Here is a 23,725-nt window from a genome sequence, read left to right as displayed (position 1 = left end):
CTGCACGAATTGCCCGTATTTCACTAGACTGTCAGCGACAGTCCTGATCCCCTCCGGAGGTATCCCACTATGGCCACCATCGTCACCTGCGATTCCAGGCATCACTCCACTCGCGAGATAGCGGACTACATTGTGGAAGTGTTGCGTACCACCAACGGCTCGGCCGCGGTCTTCGCAGAGCTGGACGAGGTTGGCAACAACATTGACAACATCGACGCGCTGGTGGTGTTGGCCCCGATTTACCAGGGTAAGTTCTCCGAGGTTGCCAGCCGTGTGATCCTGGCCAATCAGGCCGAGCTGGCCCGTAAGTCGCTGTTCGTGGCCGCGGTCGGCATCGCTGAGCAATTGCCCCAGGACGTCTCTGATGTGCTCACCAGCTACCGGCCCCGCGAACTCGGCTACTTCCGTGGCAAAATTGACCCCTCGGTGCTGTCTGGGGCCGAAAAACGACACGTGGACGAATCCGAATACGGGGACTTTCGTGACTGGGATGCCATCAAACGCTGGGCCCAGACCATCGGCAACCGCGGAGCGAACTAAACCGACAGGCTGACCTGTCAGCCAGGTTATTGCCAGTGCGGGGTCACCTCGATGTGCTCGGGGGTGAGTCGGAGGTTAGCCTCGAGCATGAACGGTTGCTGGTACTCGGTCCGGGACTGCTCGCCGGTGCCCACATCGGTTTCATCCACTTCCAGCTGGGCGATGGCTTCAATGCGCTCGATGCCGGGTGAGCCCGGTTCGTCGGTGTACATCACCTCCGGGCTCTCCAGCAGAGACCACTCGATGCTGTCCGGATCCACCCGGTTGACCGTGCTGTAACCGAACGGGCACCCGCTCGGTTGGAGCACCTGTTGGTCGGTGCAGTGGGTAAGTTCCTGAGAGACTTCTTCTTGAACTTTCTCGGTGACCTGTTCGGTGAGTTCCAGATCTAGTTCCAGTGTCTGAGTCTGATCGGCAGACGGCGGGGTATTGTCGGTGAGAGTGTGGGTGACCGATTGGTCAGCGGCCACATAGGTACCGTGATAGTCCACGGTCAGCTGAGCCGGAACGAAGGTGGCGACCGGGGTGGAGAGGTGCTGTTCGCTGGCCTCACCGAGTAGCGGAACCTCCGCGGAGTTGATGGTTCCGGTGGGGTGGTCGATCCGGGAACCAGCGGGGAACCCGTCACTGGCCACGTGCACCTCGTGCAAGGGCAACGGGTGCATCTGCCAGCGGTCAAAAACCAGCCAGTCACGACCGTGGCGGTCCACGACGAAAAGAGTCGGGTCCTGTTGCTGGTCGTAGCTGAGCCGCACCACGGTTTGGTGGAGGTCATCGCGTCGAAACTCGGCTGGTATCTCGGCGTCGGAATCCACCTCGATGGTGGGCTCACCCAAACCGGCTTGGGTATCGATGAGGGGCTGGCCGTCTAACAGGGCGGTGGAAACACCTCGTGGATTATCTCCGGAATCAACAGGTTCCCCGTCTTCATCGGTGAGATACGCCTGTGAGAGTTCCATTGCCGTGGCCCCGTCCCCATTGGCGAGCGCCTTCAGGTACTGCTTGACGGGTTGGGCTGCCGAGAACACGGTGGCGTTGAGCGCCACAACGGCTACCGCCCCGGCGACCAGCACTGCTCCGGCAGCCGCTAACCACCACCATCCGGCTCGGGAGGGCTTCGAATGAGGACGGTAGCCTGCGTGAGGGCTAGACGGTGTGGGTGCGGTGGAGTGCGAGCTCACGAGTGATGGTCTTTCCAGGAAGTGACAGGTGTAGAGGTGCCGGTGTTGTGGTCTCTGGCTGTAATGGCCGGAAGCTCGTTCAGGACTAGGCCAGTAGCACCGCAATCAGGATCGTGGCCGGGATGGCTGCGATGGTGGTGATGAAAACGGTGTCTCTGGAGACCACGATACCGGTGTTGTACCGGCTGGCGGCGACAAAAACATTCTGGGCGGTCGGTAAGGAGGCTAGGACCACGGCGGTGAAGACGTGGACGGGATCCATGCCAAAGACAAATTGGGCCAGTACCCAGGCCAAAGCCGGGTGGAGCACCAGTTTCAGCGCAGAGCCGATCAACACGGCACTGCGACGACGGCTATCTTTCTCGAGGGGTTTGGAACCCACCAAGGACAGGCCAAAGGCGAGCAGCATGGCTGGGATGGAGGCCCCGGCGATTAGCGTGATGGATTCATCGATCGGGCCGGGGAAGTGGATGTCAGTGAGAGCGGAGATGATACCCAGGCCCGAACCAATAATCATCGGGTTTTTCACGATGCTGACGAGCATCCGTGCCATGACGGTGAGAAATCCGGTGGGGCGTACCTTGCGTGGGGCTGTGGAGGACCGATCGGTACGCTGTTCGCGGTCAGTGAGTGTGTCCAGTACCAGCACGTAGATGGGGGTGTAGATGGCGAGCTGGAACAGGATCACCGGAGCAGACCAGGCGGGGTTGCCCAGCACGTAGGCCGAGATCGGGATGCCGAGGTTGGCGGAATTGACCATGGAGGATGACATGCCCCCCATGAATCGTTCTGACCAGGTGCCGGCGGGAATCACGAAGCGGGAGATCACCAGGTAGATCACCAGGATGGTGAATGCCGAGATGGCGGCGACCCACAGTTGGGGGCCGAGAATCACCGAGATATCGGATTCCGACAGGGTTTTGAATAGCAACGCGGGGTTGGCGACGAAGAAAGCGGTGCGAGACAGCACCTGCTGGGCTTGGGGGCCGAGCACCCTGGTTTTCCCTACCAGGTAGCCGACGAGGATAATCACCCAAATGACGGTGAACCCAGAGATCACCTCGGCCACGAAAAAATCGCCCTCCCGCTCGTGTATCGTGTCGTTGTCAACTGTTCCAGCGCGTGGTGCGCTGACCTTAGTTTAGACCAGCGTTTGCTACATCTACGGAGCGGGAGGGCGTTCGGCCTGGGCCGAGGGAGGTGTTTAGAGCGCGAAGGGGCGCATATTCAGGGTCTTGCCGGCGACCTCAGGGGCTTGGCCGGCAATGATCTGAGACACGACCTCACCGGTCACCGGGCCGAGGGACAACCCGTGCATATTGTGGCCGGTAGCCACAATGACGCGCGGGGCATCCGGCAGAGCTGAGATGATTGGCAGACCGGTCGGTGTCATCGGACGAGGCCCGGACCACTCTTCGGTGCGGGGCAGGTTGCCCACCCCTTGCATGAAGGCGGCGGCCTCTCGGTGCAGGTGCTTCATCCGCGAGTTCTTGAGCTCAACGGTGTTGCGGGAGAAATCCATCAAGCCCACCACGCGCAGGTGGCCAGACATGGGAACACCGATGGTTTTGTAGTCCAGGGAAGACACGAGGTTCTTCGGCAGGATCTCGGGGTCGACCCGGAAGGAGTAGCCCACACCGGAGGTCACATGAGCGGACTTCATGACGTCCAATCCGGGGATCTCGGTGAGCGAAGACCAGGCGCCGATGGCCACCACAGCACGGTCGAACTCCACGGTTTCTTCCCGCTGAGACGAAGACCCTGCCGAATCACCTCCGAAGGATACGGTGGCAGTACCGTCCGAGATAGTGGTCAAGGTGGCGTGTTCGTGGATGGTGACCGACGACTTGCGCAACCAGTTGATCAACGAGTCGACAAAGATATCCGGGTCCAAGAACCGTTCTGTTTCGGCCACGAATCCGGCACGCACCGAGGTTTTCAGGAAGGGCTCGTAGTCGTGAAGTTCGTCATCGAGCATGATCGGGCCTGGCTCGGGCGTGCCCAAATGGCGGGCCCGTGCCGCCTGGGCATCCCGGGCATCACGCAGTGCGTCGACGGAGTTGTGGGTGTTGAGGAAGCCGGTGCCACCACCGCCTAAGTCGATACCGTCTGTGGCCATAGAATCGAACGCGGCGATCATGCCGTTGACCAGCTGGTCCAAGTCCCGGGTGTTCCGTCGGACTGCTGCCGGAGTGCAGTTGGACATGAAGCCCAGACCGAAAGCAGACAACCACGGCAGAGCGGTGGGGTCAATCGACAAATAGTGCCTATTGGATGCCACGCCCCGGAAGATCTCCTTTAACTGCTTCGGCTCGGGCATGGGCAACACCTGCAGGGGCGTGACTTCACCGGCGTTACCGCGGGCTGCGCCGGAGCCCAACGTCTCGTGATCAAAAAGTGTGACCTTATGTCCCGCGCGGGTGAGCTCAAAGGCGGTGCACAGGCCAATAAGACCGGCCCCAAAAACGGCGACATCCATGGAACGGGCTGTTGATGTAGCTGATTCAGCCATGAAAGACTTCAACCTCTCGTGCTCAGTGAGTGAAACCACCTCGTTGTTGTTTCACTCTGACCAGGTACCAGTTCTTCCACCATAGAACACCCACACCACCACCAGGGATGATCCGGGTGAGATGACCTGACACGCCACATCGGACCGGAGAGCCGTTAGCGACTCCGGTCCGATGCGAGCAGTGCCAGGGTGCAATGGTGGTGGGGGGTTTTACCAGCCACGTTCGGCTAAACGGTGCGGAGCCGGCAGGTCGGCGACGTTAATGCCGACCATGGCTTCACCCAGTCCGCGAGAGACTTCAGCAATCACAGAAGGGTCGTTGTAGTTCTGAACGGCCTTGACGATCGCTTGGGCGCGAGCCTCAGGGTTGCCGGACTTGAAGATCCCGGATCCGACGAAGACGCCGTCAGCGCCGAGCTGCATCATGAAGGCAGCATCGGCAGGAGTGGAGACCCCGCCGGCGACCAACAGCGGAACCGGCAATTTTCCGGTGGCGGCGACTTCTTGGACCAGGTTCAACGGAGCCTGCAGGTCCTTGGCTGCCGCGTAGAGTTCTACCTCAGGCAGGGCGGCCACCTGGGCAATTTCTCCGCTGATCTTGCGGATGTGTTTGGTGGCTTCGGAAACATCACCGGTGCCGGCTTCCCCCTTCGAACGGATCATCGCTGCTCCCTCAGCGATTCGACGAAGGGCTTCACCCAGGTTGGTGGCACCGCAGACGAACGGGGTCTTGAACTGGTGTTTATCAATGTGGTGGGAGTAGTCAGCGGGGCTGAGGACCTCGGACTCGTCAATGAAGTCGATTCCTAAATACTCCAGAACCTGAGCCTCAACCTGGTGACCGATACGCGCCTTGGCCATCACTGGGATGCCGACGGCTTCGATGATGCCGGTAATCAAGTCGGGATCCGACATGCGGGCTACGCCACCTTCGGCGCGAATATCGGCCGGGACGCGTTCCAAGGCCATGACGGAGCTGGCTCCTGCGTTGGCGGCGATGGTGGCCTGTTCGGGGGTGACGACGTCCATGATGACGCCACCGATGAACTGGTCAGCCAGGCCTCGGCGGACAGTGGCGGACGAAAAGGTCTGAGCATGGTGCTGTGTGGTGTTAATGTCAGTCATGATTCCTTACTGTAGGACCGTTACCGGACCAATCGTAGGTCCAGTTTTGTGTCAATTCTTCGGACCAGTTTGCGGGAAGGCGCTTAGACTGGGTGGTGATGACAGCCTTCCCGAGCCTGCAGATCGCGTCCGATACCGCTGAATCCATCCCAGTTCAGCTCACCCGGCAACTGCGTGATCTCATCCTGTCCGGGGTGCTTCGCGCCTCCGATAAATTGCCCTCGACCCGACAGCTGGCTGGGGATCTGAACATCTCTCGTGGAAGCGTCGTGAGCGCCTATGAACAACTCGTTGCGGAAGGCTACTGCGCGAGCAGGCAAGGGGCCGGCACGGTGGTGCATCCGGATTTGCCACCGATGCCGGCCCGGCAGGTTGGTGCCGGGACCCAGCCTTCACAGCCGACGCACCATCACATCTTGCCGCTGACTCCCGGCGTGACCCTCAGCGAGCTGTCGCACCGGCGTAGTTGGATACAAGCCTGGCGACAAGCAGCGCACGCTGCACCGGTCGGCGTGCACGGAGATCCGGGATTGCGCCATGCGCTCGCGGAATATCTGCGGTTGTCTCGAGCCACCGTTGTCGATCCTGACCGTTTGTTCATCAGTGGTGGGGCTCGAGAAGGTCTCCTTTTGGTTTTGGCTGCCCTGGAAGACCGGCCCCGTCTCGGCGTGGAATTCCCGGGGTATGCCTCCCTACACCACCTGGCGGCGCGTTTCGGAGCTGAACTGACCGGGCTGGAGGTAGACCAGCAGGGGCTGGTCACCTCCCGGCTGCCCGACAACCTCGACGCGGTGATCGTCACGCCAAGTCACCAATATCCCTCCGGGGCATCTCTCCCGCTACAACGTCGTCTCGAACTGGTGGAATGGGCTCGTGCCACCGGGTCCTGGGTCATCGAGGACGACTACGACGCTGCGTTGCGCTACACCGGGGAACCGCTACCGCTGTTGAGTTCCTTGGACTCTGAACGGGTGGTGACCTTGGGATCGTTTTCCTCGACAGCTCCACAAGCGCTAGGTGGAGGCTTCGTGGTGGCTGGAAGTGGGCTGGCCGAAGAACTTCGGCATGCCCGCCAAGATATTGGTCCTGCTCTAGGGTCCGGTATTCAAACCGTCTGGCGGATTTTGCTCGATAGCGGAGAGTACTCTCGCGATCTGGCGCACCAGCGAAACCGAGCCATGAGACGCCGTGAGATCCTCGGGGCAGAACTACCTGTTACCGCCACCATGGACGAGCGACATGGTGGCAGTAACGCCATGGTTTACCTGGACGATGGTCTGCCCCTTACTTCTCTGGAGCTGACCGAACAATTCCGTCGCGCGCACCTAGGGGCGGTGGTGGACCCAGAGTACTGGAGCATTTCCGACCACAGAGGCATGCCCTTACACGCCGATGTGTCCTCCAATATGGTGCTGGTCGGTCTCGGGGGAGGTCGTGACGAGAACTTTCACCAAGCCTGCCACGCCTTCGGGCAGATCCTGCGGGGGTGAGGGCGACATGACGCTCTAATCACAGAGAAGGCGTCAGGCTACGGAGCAAGGGCTCCGTAGCCTGACGCTGATGAGATCACCGCGGTGACCTCACACGGGGGTGGCTTTTAGGAGACGTTACGACGACGCAATACCACCGTCAAAATGATTCCCAGAGCAATCGCAACAACACCTGCTCCAATGAGCCAGAACACGTTGGCACCGGTTCGGGCTAGATTGTCGCTAGTTGCTACCTCTTCAGTTGCGTCGGACTCAGGTGATTCCGTCGCTAAGGACTCGGCGCTGGTTGGTTCAGCGGTCGGCTCAGTGGTGCTGTCGGTGGGTTGTTCGGAGGGAGTGTCACTGTTAGTGGGCTCTTGGGTTGGTTGTTCAGTACTGTTGGTGGGTTCTTCAGCGGGTTTCTTGGTGCCTTCAGATGGCTCCTCCGAGGGCTGCTCGCTCGGAGGAGGCGCCGAGGTTGCGGCGCGTGCCGTCAACCACTGGCGCTCTTCAAGGGGTTTGGTGACCAGACGGGTTTCGCCAACGCAACCGTTCCATCCGTCGGTCAGCTCCTCGCCCCATAGGCCAGCTCCCAGAATCCAGGGTTTGCCGTCATCGTGTTGCATGCCAGTAGCGTTGATGACGTTACGCAGAATCGGTGCACCATCGACATACATCGTCACGGTTTGCTCAACCGGGTCATTGACCACAGCCACGTGGACCCACTCAGCTTTGGGTACTTCGTGGGACCAGTTCGATGAGCTGTCGAGCTGGTTGGACATGGAAGACCACTGCAACTCCTGCAGATCGGAGAATGCCAGGTTGACGGGCATGTCCATGCCACCGCCTTGGGTGATGTTGTTACGCTCGCCCATGCGGCCGAACGCCGTCATGGAAGGGTTTCGGTTGGCAGACCAGGTTTCGTCGACGCGAATGAAGGTTTCGGCGGTATAACCGTTGTCGAAGGTTTCGCTGTTGATCGTAGCGTCATTGTCGGTGGTGAAGTAATTCAGTCGTGAGACGTCACGTCCACCAAAGTGCTTATCGGCGTTAGCAAAACAGACCGCGGCACCGTCAGAGGACAGCGGGTGCGTGCTTTTGCTAAGGGTCACATCGGATTCTGTTGCGCCGTTGATGCCTTCTTGGCGGGTGAAGTGCTGGTCAGCGGTGATATCGGGAATAACGCCCCCAATACCAATGACGCTGCCATCTTCCTGATCGATGTCACCGGGTCGCCAGTGCGCCACCGTGCCGTCAACCTCGGGATAGTCGTTCCGGTTGTCTGGCAGATCTGCTTCTTCCGGCTCATAGGGGACGTAGCCTTGAGAAACCAACGACACCGCGCGGTCAGCCAGAGGTTGCTCGTCGGGGGTGCCAGCGGTGAAATCAGGATTGAAATCTGCGAACCTCTCTGAAAAATCGAAGTCGAGGGTCCAGCTATCCGGTTCATCAGGAAGCAAGAGGTCGTCGAACGATGTCAGCGTCTCGTACGGCTTCACACTGACCCAGGGCGAAAACGCCTCCAGCTGGAGACGGTTATTGGTCAGGTCGAATTCCAGCACGCCCATCAAACCGTTGCCACCCTGGTAGGCCATCTGGTAGTCCATCAGGATGTCGACGACATCGTGGCCGGCATTGTTCTGCTGAACCCGGTAACCGGCACCGTGATTATGACCGGAGAGGGTCATAAAGATCTGATCGTGGTCAGCAATGAGAGTGTTCCAGAGGTGCTGACCGTACTCCGTATCGGTGACCTGGGTGCGTTCTTCGTCGAGTCCCAAGTACTCGTGGGTGGTCAGGATTGTTGGCAAATCTGGGTGTTGGTCGAGGACTTCAGATGCCCACTCCAACGTGGCATCATCAGCGTGATACATCAGGGCGAGGACCAAAAACTTTTGGCCTTCAGCTTCGAAAATGTGGTATTCGCTGTGTTCGTCCGGGGAACGTCCGGCAAAAGTTTCCTGTTCAGCTGCGCGAGAGGTGGGGAAATGATCGAGATAGGGGGTTGACCCGTCAGAAGTCAGATCATGGTTGCCCGGAAGAACAGAATATGGAACGTTGGCATCTTCCAGGTTTTTCATCGCCGCGTTTGCGACGTCCCATTCTGCAGGAACATGGGCCTGGTCTACCACGTCGCCCAAATGGGTGACCAGTGGCATGTTGAGTTCATTGGCGTGCTCGGCCAACCATGCGGTCTGGACATCGTAGGGTTCGGACCCAAAACGGGCGTTGAATAGGTCTCCCGTTTCCTCAGTGGCGTAGCGTGAGTAAAACTGGGTGTCGGGAAGGATCCCGAGACTAAAGCGGGAAGCCAGGTCTTCGGACGCTGGTTGCTCGGCAGTGCTGGCGGTGGCGTGTGGAATGGTGATCAGGGACGCAGCGACAATGCTGATGCTTGCGCCGGCTACTGTCAGCCAGCGAGGCAACGCGTGATTCAACGGCACAGTACTCCTTAGGTGTGAGTAATTTTTTGGGTACGTGTGCACTGTGGTCCGGGTACGTAAATACGAGGTAACGCCGGCCTCCCGAACACCGGAACTCTGATAAAACTCCTTGTCAGGCCGATGTGGTTTTGGTCATTGTGGACCTTGCATTGTGCGGTGCGGCCGTTAGCACGAGGTGCGAACAGCGGTGCTCCAAGCCCGGTCATTGGTTGAACGCAACACCGTCAGCGACTCTTCATCCCAGTGTCGAGTTCACGGATGGTATGCGCCACGAGGATCGGTCTGGACGTGATGAGTGTTTGTACATCCCGAAATTCCGGTAGTCCACTGGCGAGCAAAAGCCCCGGGCCAGGATGCGTCGGTGCCTCGATCAGTTCGTGATTTGCTCGTCAAACATCGCGTAGCATCGCGAAGAACTGATCAGCGACACCCCGCATTTATCGGGGTTCGGGTGTATCGAGCGACCCGGGGGATTGGTTGTCATTTCTAACTGCCCCGGAAAAGTTCCGGAACAAAAGTCCCGGCCACCTCGCCACCGGCAGGGACAACATGGTCGGCATAACCTTATTGTGAAGGGCGCAGGGCTCTCCGGGCCATCAATCGCTGTGGGTACCTATCGCGTCCGAGCAGATCTACCGCATTTTTTCTGCGCGCCCGGTGGCGACGGGAACGTTGAACGAGCGGGCGACGGGAATCGAACCCGCGTATCTTGCTTGGGAAGCAAGCGCTCTACCATTGAGCTACGCCCGCAGATCTCACATCAGAGACATATAGAGGGTACCAGATGTTGACTTTCGATGTGCCATCACCCCGGTGTGGCAAAACCTGACATTGGCACGTGCCATTAAGTCTGAAGTTGCTAACTGAGATAGGTTAGATTCGTGCTTCTCTCTGATCGCGATATTAAGGCCTCCTTGGATTCTGGCCACATTCAACTCGATCCGCTGGACCGTGACATGGTCCAGCCGGCCAGTATTGATGTGCGCTTGGACCGGTTCTTTCGTCTCTTTGATAATCACCGCAATGTGCACATCGATCCCTCGGTAGAGCAACCAGATCTGACCCGTTTGGTCAGCGTAGACCCGGATGAGCCGTTCATTTTGCACCCGGGGGAGTTTGTGCTGGGTGCGACCTACGAGCAAGTCACGATCGCCCACGACGTGGCAGCGCGACTCGAAGGGAAGTCGTCGCTGGGACGGCTCGGGCTGCTCACGCATTCCACCGCCGGATTTATCGACCCGGGCTTTTCCGGTCATATCACCTTGGAACTGTCCAATATGGCCACCCTTCCGATTAAGCTTTGGCCGGGGTCAAAGATTGGCCAATTGTGCTTCTTCAACCTCTCCTCGCCGGCCGAGGAGCCCTACGGTTCCGGCGGAAATCTCAACCGTTACCAAGGTCAGCGTGGGCCGACCGCGTCGCGGAGCCATCTGAATTTCTACCGCACCACGATCGAACGCTGACAGGATTCCAGACCATGAGCTCCGCCAGCCTCCAACACGTTCCTGACGGGTCCCGCCAAACGTCGCGGCGTCTGCGTGTGGTGGCGTGGTCGCTGTGGGATTGGGGGTCGGCGGCCTTCAATGCCGTGATGGTGACCTTCGTCTTCGGCACGTATCTGAGCTCTGAGGTTTTCGGTCCCGATGGCAGAGGCACCTCGTGGTTGGCAGCCGGCAACGCGGTCGCCGGCGCACTAATTGCGGTGACCGCACCGGTGATTGGCCAGCGGGGCGACCGCGGCGGGAAACGAACGCTCTGGTTAGGCATGAACACAGCGCTCGTGGTGGCGTGTATGGCGAGCTGTTTCTTCGTCCAACCGCAGGAAACCTACCTGGTGCTGGGAGTCATTCTGCTCTCAGCCGGCAACGTGTTCTTCGAATACGCCGAAGTCCACTACAACGCGATGCTGGTCGATATTTCCACGCCGTCCACGATCGGACGCATCTCGGGTATTGGCTGGGCTTGCGGATACCTCGGTGGAATAGTGCTTTTGGGTCTGCTCTACCTGGGCTTCATTTCCGAGGGGCCACACTGGTTCGGGGTCCCTGATGAGCAGATGCTCAACATTCGTATCGTGGCAGTCATCGCGGCCGGGTGGTTTCTCCTGTTTTCCTTGCCTGTGCTCTTCGCTCAACGGCGTGGCGTCGGGGCTGACCTCACCAACTCGGCTGAGTCGGCTCAGAAGAACGCACACGAACCCTCTCCTAGCGTGGTGGAATCCTACCGCCAACTCTGGGGCACTCTGGTGCGTATGTGGCGTGAAGACCGCAACACCTTAGCTTTCCTGATCTCCTCGGCGGTCTTTCGCGACGGCACCGGTGCAATCTTCGCCTACGGCGCAGTCTTGGGCACCACGGTCTATGGCATCAGCGCCAGCGACGTGTTGCTGTTCGGTATTGGCGCCAATGTTGTCGCAGCCATCGGCGCTTTTTCCGGAGGGTTCCTGGATGACAAGCTCGGGCCTAAGTGGGTCATCTGGATCTCACTGGCCGATATCTTGGTCTTGGCCGGAACGATTTTCTTCCTCGACGGTGCGGGAGCGTTCTGGGTCGGTGGACTATTGCTGTGTTTCTTCGTGGGCCCGGTGCAGTCGGCATCCCGCGGTTTTCTGGGAAGACTGGTGACTCCTGACACGGCCGGTGAAATCTACGGGTTATACGCCACCACCGGGCGTTCGGTTTCCTTCCTCTCACCCGCACTCATCGCTTTGTTCGTCGGGATCGTGGGAGACTCCCGCGCCATGATTCCTGCCATCATGCTGGTTCTGCTAGCCGGAGCCGTGTTGCTGATTCCGGTCCGGGATCCGAAGGTGACTTCACGGACCCTGTGAAATTTTTCATAACCGTGAATTGGCAACCAGCGGTACTGGAACCTGAATGAAAGATGTATTTTTCAAGGCGATATGGCCGAGTTAATGGCGGTGCTACCCCAAAATGCCGGGGAACCCCGGGGTCTGTTCTGATGCTGTGGGCTGACTCGTTACGACCGGAATAACGTCTCTGTGGGCAGATTTAAAGCCCTCTGGCATCGTCGGTGACGACGTCCTGTGACAATCGACCACACCGAAAAGCGCTAAAGTAAGAAGGGTGCCTGCCCCATAATTGCTCTGGAGGACGACCGTGCTCATTGTGCTGATTGCACTGTTCGCCGTCGCATTGGTCGCGCCCTGGATTTTCCGAGTTACCGATCGGGCTGGTTTCTTTGTCTTGGCTGCGGTTCCAGCCGCCGGTTTCATCTGGGTTCTCACCCAGATGCCACATATTCTCCACTCCGAGCAACTCTTAGCCTCCGGAGCAGCCGCCGATGCCGCCAATGACCCGCTGGTGCGCACCTACCCGTGGTTAACCGAGATCGGCGTTGAACTCTCCTTCCGGATGGATACCCTGGCGGCACTGATGTCGCTGATCGTGCTCGGTGTGGGCGCTCTGGTGCTGGTCTACTGCTCTCGGTATTTCAGCGCCGGTGACCCGCGCAACGGTACCTTCGGTGCTCAACTTTTGGCTTTCGCCGGCGCCATGTTCGGGCTGGTCACCACCGATGATCTATTGGTGCTCTACATCTTCTGGGAAATCACCTCGGTGCTGTCCTTCCTGCTGATCGGTTACGCCGGGCAACGAATCTTCGCCCGTCGCTCCGCGATTACCGCGCTGATAGTGACCACTTTCGGTGGTCTGGCCATGCTGGTCGGACTGATGATGCTCGGTGAATCAGCCGGCACCTACCGGATTTCCGAGGTTGTCAACCGTTCCGAAGAACTTTTGACTGGCCCCTACTCGGGAGCCTTTATGGGCTGGGCCATCAGCCTGGTGCTACTGGGTGCGTTGACTAAATCCGCCCAGGTGCCTTTCCACTTCTGGCTGCCCGCGGCTATGGCAGCCCCCACCCCGGTTTCGGCTTACCTGCACTCGGCTGCCATGGTCAAAGCCGGTGTTTATCTGGTGGCACGACTAGCCCCCGGATACGCCGACATGCCAGTCTGGCAAGTGATGGTGCTCGGGGTCGGAATGTGGACCATGCTTGTCGGCGGCTGGCGAGCCCTACGTCAAACCGATATTAAACTCGTCCTGGCCTTCGGCACCGTCTCCCAGCTGGGATTCTTGATGATCGCCAACGGGTTGGGTGACCGCGACGCCGCCATGGCAGGACTGGCCATGCTGATGGCCCACACGCTGTTCAAAGCACCCCTGTTCATGCTGGTGGGCCTCATCGATAAGATGGCCGGAACGCGCGATGTGAACCGCCTGTCCGGGTTGGGTCGAAACCACCCGTGGCTTTTTACCTTCGCCCTGCTGGCCTCGTTGTCGATGGCCGGTATCCCACCGTTCTTTGGTTTCGTGGCCAAAGAATCCGTGCTGGAATCAGCCCTGCACTGGGGCGAGGTCCACTCACAAGTCGCCACTGACGCGTATGCGGCCCCGAGCTTCTGGGGTATCGTCTGGGCGTGGCTGCCACTCGCCGTGGCGGTACTGGGTTCGGTCTTCACCGTAGCCTATACTGCACGGTTCCTCTGGGGTGGTTTCGCCACTAAGACCACTGTGGACGACCAGGGCGTTACCCAGCAGATGGACGACACCCCGGTCGAAAAGTCGGCCTCGATCCTGGGTACCACCCCAGCAGCGGTGCTGAGCGTGATCAGCCTGGTCGCCGCCTTCGTTCCCGGATTGATGGGTGCCCTGCCCAAGGCCTATGGTCAAACCGCCGAACCGTTAGCCGGTTTTGAGAACGATCCGGCCTACCTGGCGCTGTGGCACGGATTCACCCCGGTGCTGGCAATTTCTATCGCGATCATTCTCGTCGGTCTGGTGCTTTACGCCTTCAAAGACCGGGTCTGGCATGCACAAGATGCCGTACCGTCCTGGGTGGATTCGGCCAAAGTCTATCGTTGGACCCTGCAGCGTCTAGATGCCTTTGCTGTCTGGGTCACCGGTCGCACCCAGCGCGGTGACCTGGCTTTCTACCTGTTCATCATTCTTACCGTGGCCACCGTGGGACCGTTGCTGGCCATGCTGTTCCCGACCAATAACGATCCCACCACTGTCAGCCTGCCCAACGTGGCTTTCTTCGGCGACTGGCGACTGGAACAATCACCGGGTCTGGTGCTGGCCTCGATTTGTATGATCATTGCCGTGGCTGGTGCCGTCTGGGCCCGTCGTCGTTTCATGGCCGTCATGCTGGTCTCAGCCACCGGCTACGTGCTGGCCGCCATCTTCGCGCTCCGCGGATCTCCGGATCTGGCCCTGACTCAGTTGCTGGTGGAATCCATCGTGCTGGTGGCCATGGTGTTGGGCCTGCGGGTGCTGCCACCGCGGGTTCCCACCGGGCTACATGGACGCAATAACCGCTGGGCGCGCGCGCTCTTGTCGATCGGATTCGGTCTGGTGATGATGTGGTTGGCTGCTACCGTGCTGGCCTCCCGTGTGCAGGACCCCATTTCACTGAAAATGCCGGAACTGGCCGCCGAAGAAGGCGGTGGCTACAACATCGTCAACGTCACCCTGGTCGATATGCGCGCCTGGGATACCTTCGGCGAAATCACGGTGCTCACCGCGGCCGCCACCGGTGTGGCCTCGCTGGTCTTCATCGCCACCCGGGAGCGTTTCCGCCACCACTCATTGGCCGATGTGGAACCCGGCTCGGTGGGACGTTATAACCATAAAGCCGCGTCGCTGAGCACCGGCGAAATCTCGGTGGTGCGTGGCTTCTCGACGGTTTCGCGTGACCCGTGGCTGATCGCCGGTCGGACCCTGGCGCCGGAACGTCGCTCCATCATCTTCGAAGTGGTCACCCGCCTGATCTTCCACGTCATCATCCTGATCTCGATCTACCTGCTACTGGCCGGACACAACGTCCCCGGCGGTGGCTTCGCCGGTGGTCTGCTGGCCGGTCTGGCGCTGACCATTCGGTACCTGGCCGCTGGCCGCTATGAGCTGGCCCAAACCGTGCGCATCCCCGCCGGTGTGGTGCTGGGCTCCGGACTGGCGCTGGCCGCCATCTCCGGGATCATCCCGCTGTTCTTCGGCGGTGAGGTCTTCCAGCAGGTCGACTTTGAATTCACGCTACCGGTCTTCGGTTACGTCCACGCGGCCTCGGCATTGATCTTCGATATCGGGGTCTACCTCGTGGTGATCGGCCTGGTCATCGACGTATTGCGTTCCCTGGGTGCAGAGGTCGACCGTCGGTACGAAAAGGAATTGGCCGTCCGCGAAGAAGCTGAGGCCCGTCGCAAGCAGGTCAGTACTCAGTCCACAGCACAACCGCGAACCGGAGGTGGTCGCTGATGACGATCGATGCGATCTTGCTGATCATCATGGGAGCACTGTTCGCCGGTGCGGTCTATATGGTCATGGAACGGACCCTGACCCGCATTATGCTCGGGCTGGTCATGTTCACCAACGGAGCCAACCTGTTGATCATCATCATGGCCGGCCCCGCCGGTTGGCCCCCGATCGTGCGCGACTCGGTCAGTGCCGATGAATACGCCGATCCGTTGCCACAAGCTCTCACGTTGACCTCAATCGTGATCTCATTTGCCACGACCTCCTTCTTGCTGGCGATGATCTACCGTTCCTGGGTGCTGGCCCGTCGCGATGAAGTTTCCGTTGACGTCGAAGACGTCAAGGTGGCCGAGCAACCCACCTACGACGCCGAAGATGATGCCGAGCTACGCGAGGAAGAATCCGAATTTATTGACGATGACCAGGACCCGAACATGGCCTATGACGCGCCCTCGGCCGAGTCCGGCTCCACGACGACAGGAGATGATCGCTCATGCAGCTCGATGTGATCTCCATGGCCCCGCTGGCCGTCGTGTTGCCCATCCTGGGCGCGGCCCTCGCCTTCACGTTGGTCCGACGTCCGCGTGGCCAAATCCTGGTAACCGTGCTGACCATTGTGGTTACCCTGCTCTTAGAGATCGCGCTACTGATCGCCACCTGGAACGAGGGCGCCAACGCCGTCTTCCTCGGCGGCTGGGAAGCCCCCTGGGGCATCGTGATGGTGGTCGATCGGTTCTCGGCGCTGATGCTGGTGGTTGCCACTACTGTGGTGTTCGCGGTGTTGCTCTACGCCTCCGCACAGGGTATTGGCGATGACGACACGCCCCGGCCGGTCTCGATCTTCCACCCCACCTACCTGATCCTGACCGCCGGGGTGTCCAACGCGTTCTTAGCCGGAGACCTCTTCAACCTCTATGTGGGCTTCGAAATCCTGCTGACGGCTTCCTACGTGTTGCTGACCATGGGCGGGACCGGCCCACGGATCCGCGCCGGTGTCACCTACGTCGTGGTCTCAGTGATCTCCTCGGTGATCTTTTTGATCGCGATCGCGATGATCTATGGCGCGACCGGAACCGTGAACCTGGCCGATCTGGCGGTCAAACTCGCCGAACTCGACCCCGACCTGCAACAGGTGCTGCACATCATGTTGTTGGTTGGGTTCGGGATTAAAGCCGCCGTGTTCCCGCTGTCGTTCTGGTTGCCTGACTCCTATCCCACCGCCCCAGCCCCGGTCACCGCGGTGTTCGCCGGCTTACTGACCAAGGTCGGTGTCTACGCCATCGTGCGCACCGAAACCCTGCTGTTCCCAGGCAACCGGCTCAACGATCTGTTGCTGGTGGTCGCCGGGTTGACCATGGTGATCGGTATCCTCGGTGCCCTGGTGCAGTCGGATATCAAACGTGTGCTGTCGTTTACTTTGGTCTCCCATATCGGCTACATGATCTTTGGGCTGGCCCTAGCCAATGTGGTGGGGCTGGGCGCCACCGTGTTCTACGTGGTCCACCACATCACCATCCAGACCTCGCTGTTCTTGGTCACCGGGCTCATTGAATACCGGGCCGGTACCGCCAATATCGACCGCCTGGGCTCGATGCTGAAGATTTCACCGTTGATCGGGGTGCTCTACATCATTCCGGCCCTGAACCTCGGGGGTATCCCGCCGTTTTCCGGATTTATCGGCAAGGTCGGTCTGCTACAGGCCGGTGTGGGGGAGGGCTCCCCGTTGGCCTTCGCCCTCGTCATTGCCTCGGTAGTCACCTCCCTGTTGACCCTACTGGTGATGGTCCGGATCTGGGCCCGCGTCTTCTGGCGCCGAGCTGAGGACGTCGAAGATGCCACCTTGCGCGTGTCCGAAGAAGCCGAAGCTGCCGAGAATAACCAGCCACCCATCCGCAAAGACCTAGCCGGCCTGGTGGCCCCCACCATCGGACTGGTCGCCGTGGGTGTAGGCCTTACCGTGGTCGCCGGGCCACTGTATAGCTTCGCGGACCAGGCCGCCGAAGATATGCTCGCTCGCACCCCGTATATTGAATCCGTGCTCGGCGATGAGGCGGCCGCCCAAGCCGCCGAAGACCTCCAGGAATTCAACGGATATGGCATCGAATTAGCTTCCGAGTCCTCGAATGGTGCCGGTGAAGACGACAATGACCCCGAAGAAGCCACCGATGTTGCCACCGGCGCATCGGATGCTACATCAGAGACTCTGAGCAGGAAGGAGGCTCGCGATGACTGATCAGGCACCCCCCGCGTCGACACCCAAGAACGACTCGGACGCGCGCGTCATTGAAAATAAGCCACCCTGGTGGACCCAATGGCCCATGTTCTTGCTCCTGGTGTTGATCTGGTGTGCGCTGTGGCAAGACTTCCGCATCGGACAAATCATCATGGGCGCGATCACCGCGGTGCTGGTGATGTTCATTTTCCGCCTGCCACCGATTCCCTTCGGCGACCGGTTCAACTTCTACTACGCGGTGAAATTCCTGTTCATCTTCCTGTGGAAGATCACCTGGGCCTCGATCGATGTGGGGATTAAAGCCATCGTCCGAGGCCCGCGGATCACCAATTCGGTGCTCGCCGTCCAGCTACGTAGCCACGACGACCTCGTGGTTACCCTGGTGGCTCACGCCTACGCGCTGATCCCCGGGTCCTTGGTCATTGACGTGGACCGGACCACCTCTACCCTCTACTTACACGTGCTGGATGTGCCCAATGATCAAGCCGCTGAAGACTATAAACGCGACTCACACAATATCGAGAGCCACATCATCCGAGCCATCGGGTCTAAGAAGGACTACGCCTTGATTCGTGGGGAACACGACACCAGCGAGCCTGCTCTAGACCAGACTCAACACCGGGGAGGTGAGCGCTGATGCATGTCCTTCAGTTGGGAGGCTGGATCTGCCTGGTTTTCTTGGCGATCGGTGCGCTGGCCTCGGTCTACCGCATCGCGCGCGGGCCGGCGACCTTGGATCGTGCCATTGCCACCGACGTGCTACTGATTACGGTCTCCTCAGCGCTGGTGGTCATCATGGCCCTGACCGGGCTGACTGACTACATCATGTTTGTGGTTGTTGCCAGTGTGATTGGCTTCGTCGGATCGGTGACCCTGTCCCGCTTCACCGTGGACGGTACCACCGCCAACCCGGGGGCCTCCGAAGAACGGCTGGAGTCCCAAGACCACAAAGACACCTATGTCGGTCACGCACAGGGGCCGGGCCGACGCGCTTCCGAGATCGGGCCCCAGCAGTCGAAGCCACAGCAGGGAAAGGGGGAGTGATCGACCATGATCGAATTTGAGTCAGGGTGGGAGATCGCCGGCGCGATTCTCATTGTGGTGGGGTGTTCCCAGTCAGCCACGGCAGGAATCGGTCTGTTGCGCTTCCCGGATGTGCTCTCGCGTATTCACGCAGCAACCAAGCCACAGGTATTCGGTCTGTTAACGGCATTGGCCGGCCTGGGATGCATTTGGCAGTCGTGGTGGTGGGTTCCCGTCTTGGTCGTCGCCTGGGTACTACAGCTGGTGACCGCACCGGTCTCGGCGCACCTGGTGGGTCGAGCCACCTACCGTTCCCGGCATCTGGACCCGGAGTTGCTCTATGTGGATGAACTGGCTGCAGTGATTACTCGCCAGGATGAAAAAGATCAGCGCGCTGATCACGATCAACCTGACGAGTCAGCCCAGAAGCCAGCCCAGAACTCCTAGACTTCGGCGTCGCCGACTCGACGCGCGGTCCGCTTGGTTTTCTCCTGCTTCTTGGCGCGGGCTTCCATGGCCTTGCGGACACCGCGCTGAGAACCGGACGTAATCAGCGACGAGATCGCTGCCGAGATCGCCGCGAACGTCACGATTTTCGCGATCGAGGTTTGTTGCTCATCGTCTTCCGACGGAGCTTTCTCACCGGTCATAGCCTTCCAGCCCAGATCGACGATCTTGGTGCCGAGATAACCGCCGGCCAGCGAGACACCGGTGGTCAGAACCTTTTGCATTAGCTTATTGCTATCCATCACTCCTGCTTTCTTCTGTGTTGATGACCGGGTCCAGCGCATCCGGACCGAGCTCTCCTGCGGGAGAGGGTTGCCGACTACCAGCTTAGCGAGTCCACGGCCTTTTGAGACAACTACTGGCTTGCTTGCGGAACGCCGATCGTCCCGACGCGACGCAACAGCCGGAATAAGTTCTCACTTTCTCGTGTGAGATCATCGGTGGTCTGACGTATGGCCGCCTGCAGGCTCTGGGGACCGGAACCAATGGGGAACACCGCCGTCAGACCCTCGGCATAGAGGTCCTCGAGCTCATCGCCCAGTGCCCCAGCTAGGGCAATCACGGGGATAGCCCGGCCGGTACGTGCAGCCACGGTACGCGTCGCGCGAGCCACCCCGACCGGGACCTTACCGGACAACGACTGGCCATCAAGACGTCCCTCACCGGTGAGCACCACATCGCAATCGGTCAGCTGGTCTTCAAAAGCCAGCAGATCGAGCAAGGTTGCAATGCCCGACACCACGCTCGCCCCGGCCACACTTGCTAACCCTGCGGCGAGACCTCCGGCGGCCGCAGCACCGGGCAGCTGAGCCACGGACACGCCGGTGTCGCGGGCGATCACCGCCTCGGCGTGAACCATTCCGGCTTCCAGGTCGATCAGTTGGCGGTCGGTGGCGCCTTTCTGTGGGGCAAATATCGCAGTCGCCCCCTGCGGTCCGGTCAGCGGGTTGTCAATATCGCACAGCACCTGCAACCGGGCGGAACCGAGAGTGTCGGCCACCGCCGAGACATCAACACGATCGAGCTCGCGCAATCGTGACCCGGTGGGGATGAAATCCTCGCCCTCAGCGGTATAAAACCGGGCCCCTAACGCCCAGGCTGCACCAAGTCCCAAGTCATGCGTCGCCGAACCGCCGGCACCGATCAGTAACTCAGTTGCCCCAGACTCGATTGCGTGCCGGATGAGCTCGCCCACGCCCCGGGTTGTGGTAGCTCCCGGATCCAGATGTCCGGCAGCCAAGGGTAGCCCGGCCGTGGCGGCCATCTCGATCACCGCGGTGGTCTCCGTTAGCAGCGCATAGCTGGCCCTGACAGTATCGCCGGGGAAGACTCCGGTGACCGTTGCGGTGACCCGTCGGCCACCTCGAGCAGCCAACACAGTCTCTACGGTGCCCTCTCCGCCGTCGGCCAGCGGAAGCTGGCGCACGACAATCGAGGGATCAGCACGGTGGATACCGGTAGCAATGGCGTGGCAGACCTCCGCAGCGGTGGCGGCTCCCTTATACGAATCGGAGGCAATCAGCACAGTTTTCATCCTGAGGTCCACAGTACTGGATACCGCGTGTCTAGATACCCCCTGTGCCCTTAAACGCCGGTGGCCCGGTAATTCCCCACAGAGGAACCACCGGGCCACCGGAAGAAAACGTGCTGACCGGATCAGTGCTTAGGCCTGAGCCGTTGCGTCGTCCTTTTCCTTGCGACTGATCTCTTCGTCCAGGGACGAGCCCTCGACGTCAACGTTCGGCACGATCTTGTCCAGCCACTTCGGGAACCACCAGGCACCTGCACCGACCAGGTGCATCAGAGCCGGCATGAGCAACAGGCGGACCACGAAGGCGTCCAGCAATACACCGAAGGCCAACGCGAAACCGATCGGGCGGATCATCACATCATCGGCGAAGATGAAACCACCGAAGACCGAGATCATAATGATCGCCGCTGCAGTGACCACCGAGCGGCCGGACTTGAAGCCCTGCATGACCGCGGTGCGTGCGTCAGATCCGTGGACGTAGGCTTCACGCATACCGGTAGAGATGAACAACTGGTAGTCCATGGCCAAACCGAACAACACACCGATCAGAATGGTCGGCAGGAAGCTCAGCACCGGGCCGGGGGTCGAGACCTGGAAAATGGTATCTAGCCAACCCCACTGGTAGATGGCGACCACGCCACCCATACTGGCCAAGCAGGAAAGCACGAAACCACCGGTGGCGATCAACGGGACCACCAAAGAGCGGAAAACCACGATCATGATCAGCAAGCTCAGACCCACCACGACTGCCAGGTAGACGGGCAGAGCTTCGGCGAGTTCATCGGAGATGTCGATGAACCCGGAGGTCATACCAGCCACACCCAGGTCGGAGGCATTGGTTTCCGGAGTGGTGTCGCGCAGTTCGTAGACCAAGTCCTCCGTGGAAGGCTCGTTCGGGCCTTCTTCGGGGACGACCTGCAGGGCCAAGATGGAGTTGTCATCATTGGTTCCCGCCGGAACTACCTGGTCCACCCCATCCATCTCGGAGATTTGGGTGGCCAATTCCGCGGTAATAGTCATCGCATCATCATCCGAGGTGTCCTCTTCCAGATCCGCGGTAACCACCAACGGGCCGTTACGTCCGGGACCGAAGGCATCATCGATGGCCATGTAGGACTCATACGCGGCCGATCCTTCAGGTTCAGCCGAACCGTCGGGAAGGCCCAGTCGCATCTGGGAAGCCGGGATGGCCAAGATGCCCAGCACAGCGATCGAAGCCACAGCGGTGACGATCGCACGAGTCCACGACATGGGCTGGGTTTGGGGGTCATGGTGACCGGTAATCTGCGAGGAGGAGCCTTCATCAGATTCCTCGGCAGAGTGCTTGGCTTGGCTTGAGTGCTGTTCGTCTCGCTTCCGGCGTTCCTTCTTGCTCAAGGCACGCGGGCCGATGAAGGACAGCATTGCCGGGGTCAGCGTCAGAGCCACCAGCACAGCCAGTAGCACACAGACCCCACCGACAAGACCCATCAGGCCCAAGAACGGAATACCCGTAATGCCCAGGGCTAGCAGGGCGATGACCACGGTCGACCCAGCAAACAGCACTGCGGTACCAGCAGTTCCGTTGGCCAAACCAATCGAGGTACGCACATCCATGCCGGATTTGAGCTGTTGGCGGTGCCGGTTGATGATAAACAGCGCGTAGTCGATACCCACGGCCGAGCCGAGCATGATGCCCAGGACAGGGGTGATGGAGACCATCTCCACCACGGAGGAGAAGGCCAGGGAACCGACGGCACCCACACCGACGCCGACCAGTGCGTTCAGCAACGGCAGACCTGCGGTGACGAAAGTACCCAACATAATGAACAGCACAATGGCCGCCACCACCATACCGACGATCTCAGTCGGGCCAATAATTTGCGGGATCGTCTGGGACACCTGCTGAGTGGGAAGGATTTCCACCCCGTCAATCTCGGCTTCCTCGAGGGCGGCCATGACGCCCTCGCGGTCCTCCTCTTCAATATCGAGCGGAGGCTTATTGAACATGATGATCGCTTCAACGGTGGTACCGTCTTCTGAGACCAGTGAGAAACCTTCTGAGGCATCGAGAAGGTCTTGGGCATCCTGAAGTTGGTCGCGATTGGTCTCGATCTCTTGCTCCGCCTCGTCCAGCTCGTCCTCTTGAGTCGCTAACTCAGAACGGGCTTGTTCGAGCTGTTCGCGGCCCTGATCAATCTGCTCTTGCAGCGGGGCAGCCTGTTGCTCGGCGGCTTCTTGCGGAATGCCTTGAGCCACGGCCTGCTCGATGCCGGCGTCAACCTGTTCTTGGCCTTCGTCCAGCTCCTGTTCAGTCGCACTCAGTTGCTCGCGAGCGTCGTCAAGCTCCTCGCGACCGGTGGCCAGCTTCTCCTCGCCGTCGTCGAGCTGTTGTTGACCATCTTCGATTTCTTGAATCTGGTCCTGTCGTTGCTCTTCGGTGTCGAAAGGATTCACCGTTTCGTTCACCGCGTCGAGCTCATCGAGATCAGTGAGCAGGTCCCCGATCTCGTTCTTTTGCTCGTCGGTAAATTCCGAACCATCCTCGGTGCGGAACACGACCGGCCCGGTGCCCTTGGCGGCATCGGGGAATTCTTCCTCGAGTCGGTCGGTGACCTGCACGGTCGGAGTATCGGGAATGGTGATGGTCGATTGTAGCTGACCACCAAAAGTGAAAAAGCTAATCACGGCAATGGCGACAAGCGCCAGCCAGGATATTAAGACAGTCCACGGGCGAGCGGCGGCGCCCAGCCCAAGTTTGTTCAGAAGTTTAGCCACAGTACATAGTCCTCAAGTTCGAGATATTTAGGCTCGATCGCTACTATAGTTGACGGAGCGTCTCGAAACTAATGGTGAGACTCTTTTCGGCACCGTAAAGATCATCACCTCGGCTCATTCAAAGTCCT

General features: G+C 59.9%; 18 protein-coding genes and 1 tRNA gene. 10 read left to right on the top strand and 9 right to left on the bottom strand.

The genetic code is table 11. The features are described 5' to 3' along the window. Positions 1-69 precede the first annotated feature (69 nt). Entirely contained in the window at positions 70-540 is a 471-nt protein-coding gene (locus DCC25_RS04380; RefSeq protein WP_110098063.1) for a flavodoxin domain-containing protein, read from the top strand. Positions 541-566: 26 nt separating this feature from the next. Here DCC25_RS04380 and DCC25_RS04375 read toward each other — a convergent pair whose 3' ends face one another. From DCC25_RS04375 to pdxS, 4 genes are all read right to left on the bottom strand, one after another. After that, positions 567-1,721 (bottom strand): hypothetical protein, encoded by a 1,155-nt coding sequence (locus DCC25_RS04375; protein WP_146206409.1) that lies wholly within the window; start codon positions 1,719-1,721, stop codon positions 567-569. 85 nt (positions 1,722-1,806) lie between these two features. Continuing rightward, positions 1,807-2,790: an AEC family transporter gene (locus DCC25_RS04370; RefSeq protein ID WP_110100728.1), complete on the bottom strand. Its 984-nt coding sequence runs from the start codon at positions 2,788-2,790 to the stop codon at positions 1,807-1,809. Positions 2,791-2,925: 135 nt separating this feature from the next. Beyond that, positions 2,926-4,233, bottom strand: a complete 1,308-nt coding sequence (locus DCC25_RS04365; protein ID WP_110100727.1) for an FAD-binding oxidoreductase — start codon at positions 4,231-4,233, stop codon at positions 2,926-2,928. Between the two features lie 210 nt (positions 4,234-4,443). Further along, positions 4,444-5,358 carry a pyridoxal 5'-phosphate synthase lyase subunit PdxS gene (pdxS, locus tag DCC25_RS04360; protein ID WP_110100726.1) on the bottom strand — a complete coding sequence of 305 codons (915 nt, stop codon included), beginning with the start codon at positions 5,356-5,358 and terminating at the stop codon, positions 4,444-4,446. Between the two features lie 98 nt (positions 5,359-5,456). Here pdxS and DCC25_RS04355 point away from each other — a divergent pair, with 98 nt between their 5' ends. Then, on the top strand, positions 5,457-6,848 hold the full coding sequence (locus tag DCC25_RS04355) for a PLP-dependent aminotransferase family protein (RefSeq protein WP_110100725.1): 1,392 nt from the start codon (positions 5,457-5,459) through the stop codon (positions 6,846-6,848). A 107-nt stretch (positions 6,849-6,955) separates the two neighbouring features. Here the strand turns inward: DCC25_RS04355 and DCC25_RS04350 are convergent, their stop codons facing one another. Then, the gene (locus DCC25_RS04350; RefSeq protein WP_158524719.1) at positions 6,956-9,271 is read right to left on the bottom strand and encodes a LamG-like jellyroll fold domain-containing protein; all 2,316 of its coding nucleotides are present in this window, start codon (positions 9,269-9,271) and stop codon (positions 6,956-6,958) included. A 679-nt stretch (positions 9,272-9,950) separates the two neighbouring features. Next, positions 9,951-10,021: transfer RNA gene (locus tag DCC25_RS04345), tRNA-Gly, on the bottom strand. A 131-nt stretch (positions 10,022-10,152) separates the two neighbouring features. Here DCC25_RS04345 and dcd point away from each other — a divergent pair. The 8 genes from dcd to mnhG all read left to right on the top strand — a co-directional run bounded on the left by dcd (position 10,153) and on the right by mnhG (position 19,249). Next, a complete protein-coding gene (gene dcd / locus DCC25_RS04340; RefSeq protein WP_110100723.1) occupies positions 10,153-10,734 on the top strand; it encodes a dCTP deaminase in 582 nt (193 codons plus the stop codon). 14 nt (positions 10,735-10,748) lie between these two features. Next, positions 10,749-12,101 (top strand): MFS transporter, encoded by a 1,353-nt coding sequence (locus tag DCC25_RS04335; RefSeq protein WP_110100722.1) that lies wholly within the window; start codon positions 10,749-10,751, stop codon positions 12,099-12,101. 289 nt (positions 12,102-12,390) lie between these two features. Then, positions 12,391-15,549 carry a Na+/H+ antiporter subunit A gene (locus DCC25_RS04330; RefSeq protein ID WP_110100721.1) on the top strand — a complete coding sequence of 1,053 codons (3,159 nt, stop codon included), beginning with the start codon at positions 12,391-12,393 and terminating at the stop codon, positions 15,547-15,549. Further along, entirely contained in the window at positions 15,549-16,055 is a 507-nt protein-coding gene (locus DCC25_RS04325; protein ID WP_110100720.1) for a Na(+)/H(+) antiporter subunit C, read from the top strand. The genes DCC25_RS04330 and DCC25_RS04325 overlap by 1 nt, the downstream gene beginning before the upstream one ends. Further along, a complete protein-coding gene (locus DCC25_RS04320) occupies positions 16,040-17,779 on the top strand; it encodes a Na+/H+ antiporter subunit D (protein WP_110100719.1) in 1,740 nt (579 codons plus the stop codon). Before DCC25_RS04325 ends, DCC25_RS04320 begins: the two co-directional genes overlap by 16 nt. Then, positions 17,772-18,416: a Na+/H+ antiporter subunit E gene (locus tag DCC25_RS04315; RefSeq protein WP_110100718.1), complete on the top strand. Its 645-nt coding sequence runs from the start codon at positions 17,772-17,774 to the stop codon at positions 18,414-18,416. The genes DCC25_RS04320 and DCC25_RS04315 overlap by 8 nt, the downstream gene beginning before the upstream one ends. Further along, entirely contained in the window at positions 18,416-18,823 is a 408-nt protein-coding gene (locus DCC25_RS04310; protein WP_110100717.1) for a monovalent cation/H+ antiporter complex subunit F, read from the top strand. Before DCC25_RS04315 ends, DCC25_RS04310 begins: the two co-directional genes overlap by 1 nt. A 6-nt stretch (positions 18,824-18,829) precedes the next feature. Continuing rightward, positions 18,830-19,249, top strand: a complete 420-nt coding sequence (gene mnhG / locus DCC25_RS04305; RefSeq protein ID WP_110100716.1) for a monovalent cation/H(+) antiporter subunit G — start codon at positions 18,830-18,832, stop codon at positions 19,247-19,249. Here the strand turns inward: mnhG and DCC25_RS04300 are convergent. The 3 genes from DCC25_RS04300 to DCC25_RS04290 form a co-directional block, all read right to left on the bottom strand. Next, positions 19,246-19,533 carry a DUF4235 domain-containing protein gene (locus tag DCC25_RS04300; RefSeq protein WP_158524718.1) on the bottom strand — a complete coding sequence of 96 codons (288 nt, stop codon included), beginning with the start codon at positions 19,531-19,533 and terminating at the stop codon, positions 19,246-19,248. The two genes, mnhG and DCC25_RS04300, sit on opposite strands and share 4 nt — an antisense overlap. Positions 19,534-19,664: 131 nt before the next feature. Beyond that, positions 19,665-20,843: a glycerate kinase gene (locus tag DCC25_RS04295; RefSeq protein WP_110098047.1), complete on the bottom strand. Its 1,179-nt coding sequence runs from the start codon at positions 20,841-20,843 to the stop codon at positions 19,665-19,667. Positions 20,844-20,972: 129 nt separating this feature from the next. Next, the gene (locus DCC25_RS04290; protein WP_110100715.1) at positions 20,973-23,597 is read right to left on the bottom strand and encodes an MMPL family transporter; all 2,625 of its coding nucleotides are present in this window, start codon (positions 23,595-23,597) and stop codon (positions 20,973-20,975) included. Positions 23,598-23,725: the final 128 nt, after the last annotated feature.

Origin of the sequence: Auritidibacter sp. NML120636 (assembly GCF_003185945.1) — a bacterium.
Taxonomy (GTDB): Bacteria; Actinomycetota; Actinomycetes; order Actinomycetales; family Micrococcaceae; genus Auritidibacter; species Auritidibacter ignavus.
Note: the sequence above shows the minus strand (reverse complement) of the source record. Positions and strands in the feature narration are given on the sequence as shown.

Coding starts and splice junctions, on each gene's coding strand:
- DCC25_RS04320 (WP_110100719.1), top strand. CDS start 16,040: ATGCAGCTCGATGTGATCTCCATGGCCCCGCTGGCCGTCGTGTTGCCC.
- DCC25_RS04295 (WP_110098047.1), bottom strand. CDS start 20,843: ATGAAAACTGTGCTGATTGCCTCCGATTCGTATAAGGGAGCCGCCACC.
- DCC25_RS04325 (WP_110100720.1), top strand. CDS start 15,549: ATGACGATCGATGCGATCTTGCTGATCATCATGGGAGCACTGTTCGCC.
- DCC25_RS04300 (WP_158524718.1), bottom strand. CDS start 19,533: ATGCAAAAGGTTCTGACCACCGGTGTCTCGCTGGCCGGCGGTTATCTC.
- mnhG (WP_110100716.1), top strand. CDS start 18,830: ATGATCGAATTTGAGTCAGGGTGGGAGATCGCCGGCGCGATTCTCATT.
- DCC25_RS04335 (WP_110100722.1), top strand. CDS start 10,749: ATGAGCTCCGCCAGCCTCCAACACGTTCCTGACGGGTCCCGCCAAACG.
- DCC25_RS04315 (WP_110100718.1), top strand. CDS start 17,772: ATGACTGATCAGGCACCCCCCGCGTCGACACCCAAGAACGACTCGGAC.
- DCC25_RS04380 (WP_110098063.1), top strand. CDS start 70: ATGGCCACCATCGTCACCTGCGATTCCAGGCATCACTCCACTCGCGAG.
- DCC25_RS04310 (WP_110100717.1), top strand. CDS start 18,416: ATGCATGTCCTTCAGTTGGGAGGCTGGATCTGCCTGGTTTTCTTGGCG.
- pdxS (WP_110100726.1), bottom strand. CDS start 5,358: ATGACTGACATTAACACCACACAGCACCATGCTCAGACCTTTTCGTCC.
- DCC25_RS04355 (WP_110100725.1), top strand. CDS start 5,457: ATGACAGCCTTCCCGAGCCTGCAGATCGCGTCCGATACCGCTGAATCC.
- DCC25_RS04365 (WP_110100727.1), bottom strand. CDS start 4,233: ATGGCTGAATCAGCTACATCAACAGCCCGTTCCATGGATGTCGCCGTT.